6 protein-coding genes are annotated in these 6,487 nt (G+C 46.4%); 4 read left to right on the forward strand and 2 right to left on the reverse strand.

What is annotated here, in order from left to right:
- Positions 1-139: 139 nt before the first annotated feature.
- Positions 140-625, reverse strand: coding sequence for an allophycocyanin subunit alpha (gene apcA, locus QUA74_RS25530; RefSeq protein ID WP_333036136.1), 486 nt, complete (start codon positions 623-625; stop codon positions 140-142).
- 1,232 nt (positions 626-1,857) lie between these two features.
- Here apcA and QUA74_RS25535 point away from each other — a divergent pair.
- Entirely contained in the window at positions 1,858-3,060 is a 1,203-nt protein-coding gene (locus QUA74_RS25535; protein ID WP_333334650.1) for a hypothetical protein, read from the forward strand.
- 128 nt (positions 3,061-3,188) lie between these two features.
- Here QUA74_RS25535 and QUA74_RS25540 read toward each other — a convergent pair whose 3' ends face one another.
- Positions 3,189-3,773: an endonuclease dU gene (locus QUA74_RS25540; RefSeq protein WP_333334653.1), complete on the reverse strand. Its 585-nt coding sequence runs from the start codon at positions 3,771-3,773 to the stop codon at positions 3,189-3,191.
- 100 nt (positions 3,774-3,873) lie between these two features.
- Between QUA74_RS25540 and glpK the strand changes: the two genes are divergently transcribed.
- The 3 genes from glpK (at position 3,874) to QUA74_RS25555 (ending at position 6,486) form a co-directional block, all read left to right on the forward strand.
- Positions 3,874-5,361, forward strand: coding sequence for a glycerol kinase GlpK (gene glpK / locus QUA74_RS25545; RefSeq protein ID WP_333334655.1), 1,488 nt, complete (start codon positions 3,874-3,876; stop codon positions 5,359-5,361).
- A 74-nt stretch (positions 5,362-5,435) separates the two neighbouring features.
- On the forward strand, positions 5,436-5,807 hold the full coding sequence (locus QUA74_RS25550; protein ID WP_333334657.1) for a c-type cytochrome: 372 nt from the start codon (positions 5,436-5,438) through the stop codon (positions 5,805-5,807).
- A 229-nt stretch (positions 5,808-6,036) separates the two neighbouring features.
- Complete coding sequence (locus QUA74_RS25555) at positions 6,037-6,486, forward strand: DUF3122 domain-containing protein (RefSeq protein WP_333334659.1); 450 nt, start codon at positions 6,037-6,039, stop codon at positions 6,484-6,486.
- Position 6,487: the final 1 nt, after the last annotated feature.

Genomic DNA, 6,487 nt, shown 5'->3' on the forward strand with positions numbered 1-6,487 from the left:
AATTTTGGAGCTAGAATTTGGAATTTGGGATTTGGGATTTAAGATTTTTAAGTGGCTGGTTATTTGCAAAAGCTTTTAACTTGTTGCCGGCAACCCCCAATTTTTCAATCTAAAATCGAAAACCTAAAATCGAAATTCCTTACTGCATCGCACCGATAACGTAGTCGAAGTAAGAGGAAGCTTCGGAAGCGTCTTCTCCAGACAGCAGCGAACTTGCTGCATTTTTCATAGCGCGAACGCCTTCGGCGACGGCTTCAATCGGGGTGCCGAGAGATTTGTACATTTCGCGGACGCCGACAATACCGATTTCTTCGATCGGAGTAATGTCGCCAGCTACGATTCCGTAGGTGATCAAACGCAGGTAGTAATCCATGTCGCGCAAGCAAGTTGCGGTCATTTCTTCGCCGTAAGCGTTGCCGCCGGGAGAAACAATATCAGGGCGCTTTTGGAAAAGTTGGTCGCCTGCTTGCTTGACGATGCGTTCGCGGGATTCGCTCAAAATTTGGGCGATGCGGACGCGGCGTTCACCAGAGGTGACAAAGCTCTTGATCCGATCTAATTCACCTGGGCTCAAGTAGCGAGCTTCGGCGTCTGCGTTGACGATTGATTTGGTGACGATACTCATCTTGTGTGTACCCGCTGGATATTTTGCTATACGAACTGCTCCGCGCTGAGCTAGCGACGGCGGGCGCTTGCATCCCTTACCTTTCATGCTCAGGCAGGAGCTTTGACGGGGAAGGCTGGACTTTCCACAGTCAGCAACTGTTAAAGTTGTTGGCCGCAGGCTGCCTTCGGTGTTTGACGGCGCTTGTTCTTCACGCCGGTGCGCTTGTGAGTGCTCGCACTAAGCCTGTCGCTTACAATACCACAAATGACTGATGCGATCTTTAATTTATGATCGAGATTGCAGCAGGCCACTTAGTGGCGATCGAGTGACTATTGGGCAGTTAGTAAGGATATTGCTTCTCTGACACAACTACCTCTCGCAAGTATTTTGAGGCATTATGTTCACATTCTGAGTGTTACTGTAATAGTTTGTAACATTCCTTTTCATGTTTGGGCCCTCGCTTGGGTCTTCTAAGTTAAATTTTCACAGTTAAAAAACTGGCTATAATTATCTCCCAGCAAGGATTGCAGGCTATCTATTCTTCGCGAGGCATTTGGGGCGGGCGACGGAGCGAGGCTCAAAGGCTTGCCCCTGAGAGGGAGAGAAGCGGGAGATGGGGGGAGACTGGGGGGAGATGTACGATCGTCTCACATCTTGCACCGTTCTCAACAAGTCTGGGACGGGCGGGATCTCCCGCCAAAGGAGTGTCAACTTAAGGTAAAACCGATAGTCCGTCAGGGGTTGAAACCCCTGCCTCAAAGCGAAAGTCCTCTAAAAGAGGACTAATGAATTATTCAGTCCTCTAAAAGCAATAGTCCGGACAGTTTTTATATGGCCCAATGGCTTATTCTGTAGGACTTTGAGCCACTGTGGATAATTAAATCAATGTCAGCTCCACCCCGCTCGTTGCATTTAATTGGACTTTATTTATGATCCTTGCGCTGTAAAGCTTGTAGTCTCGTTCCAAAAACTGTCCGGAGTATTGTAAAAGAGGACTTTCGCTATAAGCCCCGTGGAATTCATTCCCTGGCGGACTGCCGGGTGAGCGGGAGGATTGGCGGACTAAAAGCTTAAGTTGACACGCCTTGGCTCCTGCCCAACCCTTACTACCCACAAGAACACTCACTCTTTGTGTTTGTGGAACAGGTAGCTTGCCTGTTCTTGATAATGGTGCAAGATATCAGATCATCGGAAATGGTGACTTTCGAGCTTGTAGCTAAATTTGACTCTCACTTTTAATCTGGTGTGCCGTGAAAAGAAATCTATCAGCCCTTAAAAAAGCTTTACAGTTTGGGATTAGCGGTGCTGTCGGCGGTTTCGCCGGCAATCTAATCACCGAACCTTTCATGCAGCGGCTCAATAATCCACAATCTGTTTTTGACAGTGTATTCTCTACAGCTCGCTGGTTTGGATTGGTAGGCGGTGGTATTGCTACTGCTATCATGTTCGGCTATTATTACTATATCAAAGGCAAGCCTCAAATTAAACAGGCTTTAAAAAATGGCGGATTGTTTGGTTTAATAGCAGGAGCCATTTCTGGGGCGATCGCCGAAGGTATTTATAGTGGGATTGGCGACGGAAACAACGAATTATTGCGAGTAATTTGCTGGGGAATAGCTGGCAGTTTGTTAGGACTGGGACTTGCACAGCGGATTCCTAATTTGGGAGCGCTTCGCGGCATGGGAGGCGGCGGTGTTGGAGGAGTTTTGGGCGGCTGTTTGTTTATTCTGTTTGCTTACAATTTATCCGGTACAGCAGGCCGTTTAGCTGGCTGTGCTGCGATCGGTTTTTGGATTGGAATCATGCTAGTTGTAGCTGAAACTTTGTTCAACAAAGCTTGGCTGGTAATTAGTTACGATACCGGAGCAAATCGCACTCTCACTCTGGGTTCGGAACCGATAACTTTTGGCAGTGATGAAAATTTGTCTATTATCTGCATTCCTAATGTTTCGCCCTTGGCCATGCGGTTTCAATTGGAAGCAGGTCAAATTGTTTGCGAGAATGTTGATAGCGGGGCAGTGAGTTATTTGCGATCGGGCGACCAAAAGAAAATCGGCAACTGTACAATTACAGTAGGAAACTCTGACTTGCCTGCTGCAACTTCGGCTCAGGTTCCGCCTAGTATTATATCACCCAAATCCGCAGCAGATTATTTTACCAGCAGCCAATTTTCCCTGAAATTAGGCAGTCGAGTTATTCCTCTGAGTGCGGGAACTCAACTATTCACCTCTGACATACCGAGTTTAACAGCCGCAGCATCTAACGGTCTTGTAGCTATAGTCACTTCTCGATCGAGAAACGAGCTTTCGTTAGGATTGACCAATTTGTGCGATCGCGCTTGGTGGGCTACAGACATTCAAGGCGATATAAAAATGGTAGAATCTGAAAGTACCCTGACTTTGGCGTTGGGAACTAAAATCGAATTCGGTGAAATTGACGGCGAGATTGTGTAAGTAAGTGAGTACAAACAGAGATATTGCACCCTTGTCAATAAACCTTTCATGGGCTGCCAGAATGCCCACCCCAATAAAATTTAGTTAGTCTTTGTGGAACGGGCATCTTGCCCGTTCTTAACAAGAATTCAAGCAGAACTGCTGCTAACTCCATTAATTACCGCCGCACCAATCAAATGAGCCAAACGCAAAGCTTCAGGAACTTTCCCAGTGTCTGTCAAACGCTGAAGCACCAGCGCAATTACTTCGGGTTTTTCGCCGCAAACTTGAAAAAAGAAAGGTTCAAAAGCGTGAATTTTACCAGCGCGGCGCAACAATTCTAAACGGTATTCCGAGTCTGGTAAATGACCGAGGGCTTTTTCAACAGCAGCTAAATCAGGTTGGCGACGCATGACAGCAACGCAAGGAATTTGCAGCCGCAATGCTAACTCGGAAAGGTCAATAATATTGAAGCCACCGAAAGCAATTCCGTCTAGCAAAACGAGATGCAATTGCGGCAGAAATTTGCCTCCGAGGAGTAGCCCAGAAATAGCATCCGTGGCATCTAATCCGTCTGGGAGGACTTGTCCCCACACCATTCCTTCAAATCGAGTTCCCCCGCAGACTATGCCCGCGATCGACACCAGACTGCCGCTTGTACGAGAAAAAGGAGCGTCGTCAAAGCCAATAACCTTAATTGTGCGATCGAGCCTCAGCAAATCTGCCAGTTTCAACTTGTGGAGTTCCCTAAGCTAAAGTTTTTGACATTAATTTGACTTCTAGATATAGTATCATATACCTTAAAGACCTCATTACTAAAAATATTTTAGACAAGTGGCAAAAAAATACATAGCAGCGATCGACCAAGGAACCACCAGCACCCGATTTATCGTATTCGATCGCCAGGGACAGATAATTTGCCGCAACCAACAAGAACACCAGCAAATCTATCCCCAACCAGGATGGGTTGAACACAATCCCGATGAAATTTGGCAGCGCACCCAAAGCGTGATTAAAAATGCCCTCGAAATCGGCAATATCGATCCCAAAGATATTGCTGCACTCGGTATTACCAACCAGCGCGAAACTACAATTGTTTGGGACAGAAAAACTGGCAAACCTTACGGTAATGCGATTGTTTGGCAAGATACCCGCACTCGCTTTATTTGCGATCAATTAGCTGAAGTTGAGGGCAAAGATCGATTTCGAGCACGATGCGGTTTGCCGCTGACAACTTATTTCAGCGGGCCGAAAATTAAGTGGATGCTGGACAATATTCCAGGATTGCGCGAAGCTGCAAATCAAGGGGATGCGATTTTTGGCAATGTCGATACTTTTCTGATTTGGCACCTGACTGGCGGCGCGCACATTACCGATGTTACCAACGCCAGCCGCACGATGCTGATGGATTTGCAAACCCTTGATTGGGATGCCGAAACTTTGGAAATAATGACAATTCCCCGCCAGATGCTGCCAGAAATTCGCCCTTCGAGTCAAGTTTTTGGAACTGCAAAAGGATTGCTTGCAGGTGTTCCGATTGCTGCTGCTTTGGGCGATCAGCAGGCCGCCCTTGTCGGGCAAACTTGTTTCAGTCCGGGGGAGGCGAAAAATACTTACGGTACGGGCTGTTTTATGCTGCTGAATACCGGTGAGGCGATCGTCCCTTCAAAAAACGGGTTACTAACAACAGTCGCCTACAAGATGGGGGAATCGCCCGCTGTGTATGCTTTGGAAGGCAGTATTGCGCTCGCCGGAGCTTTAGTGCAGTGGCTGCGGGACAATTTGGGCATCATCAACACATCTGCGGAAGTAGAAACATTAGCAAATACAGTCGAAGATAGCGGCGGAGTTTACGTTGTCCCGGCTTTTTCTGGCCTCTACGCGCCCTATTGGAAAGACAACGCGCGGGGAGTAATTGCAGGTTTAACTCGCTACGTGACTAAGGCACACATTGCCCGCGCAGCATTGGAAGCTACAGCGTGGCAAACGCGAGAAGTATTGGAGGCGATGAATGAGGATTCTGCTGTGCAGCTTTTGTCTCTAAAAGTAGACGGAGGAATGGTGGGAAATCACACGCTGATGCAGTTTCAGAGCGATGTTTTGGGAGTGCCTGTGGTGCGGCCTGTGGTAGCAGAAACTACTGCACTCGGCGCAGCTTATGCGGCCGGTTTGGCGGTAGGTTTTTGGAGTCAGCTAGCAGAATTGCGGGACAATTGGGCGGTGGATTGTACTTGGGAACCGAAAATGCCGATCGCACTTCGCGAACAAAAATATCGCTTTTGGAAAAAAGCAGTTTCCCGCACATTCGATTGGGAAGAATAAATCGCTGAGTTAACCCCAGATTGCCTATTTAGTGATATCATTAAATCCCGCACTATTTTTCAAGTTGCAAATAAATGATGTCGCTAAAAAACTTAAAAAAAATTCTCACCGCCTTTCTATTGATACTGACACTGGCATTTGTAGAAATCGCCACTAATTCCCAAATCGCCCTCGCAGATACAGCTACAAACCCCACAACCGCAGCCGAAGTTTTCAGCGCCAACTGTGCGGGTTGTCACATCAACGGCAGCAACATTATCAGGCGCGGCAAAAACTTGAAACAAAAAGCTTTGAAAAAATACGGCATGGATTCCATAGCCAACATTTCCAACTTAGTAACCAACGGTAAAGGTATTATGCCCGCTTACAAAGATCGTTTGTCGGCACAACAAATTATCGATGTTTCAGCTTACGTGCTATCCCAAGCCGAAACCGATTGGAAATAAACCAGAATATCTACATTGTAAGACCCGGTTTAGCGTTTAACTTCAGGAAACCAAGGCGAGGTGTAATGTAGGGGCAGGTTTAGCGCCTAACTTGGTCATCAATGAATAATCTTTATACAAAACCTGCCTGCTGCTTGTCTTCTATTCTTCATCCCTTCAGAATCTCAATACAAACCTGTTTTTTTCTATTGTTGGCTGAAGAACTGTAAATTATCGGAGGTATTGCAAGTTGAAAAAACATTATTGTTGGCGTAGAACTTTAACTGTCATTAGCTTGTGCTTGTATCTAATCTTAGCGGTTAGCCTGCCCGCTTTCGCCTCGATTCACAAATATCCAGAAACTGCTGAGACAGTAATGTTCCGATCCGTACAAAGCCTGCGCGATACAGACGATAAAGCATGGCAAGTTGTTTTGTACAAGCGAGTAAAGTCGGGAGTAGTAAAGTCTTTAAATCTGAGATTAGTAGGATTTCCCGGAACAGAATTGCAGCATCCTGTTCCTCTGAAAGTTGCGGCTGGCAAGCGCGAAATTGGCAAGGCTAATGATATTTGGAACGAGTCGGGTTTGCCAATTAATGTCGGAGAATACGACTTCCAATCAATAATTAGACCTCTTGCAAAAAAAATCTATGCTATAATAGAAGGTTTTCAATTTAATCCCCCTAGAGCTAACTCATAAT

The organism is Microcoleus sp. LAD1_D3 (assembly GCF_036702135.1).
Classification (GTDB): domain Bacteria; phylum Cyanobacteriota; class Cyanobacteriia; order Cyanobacteriales; family Microcoleaceae; genus Microcoleus.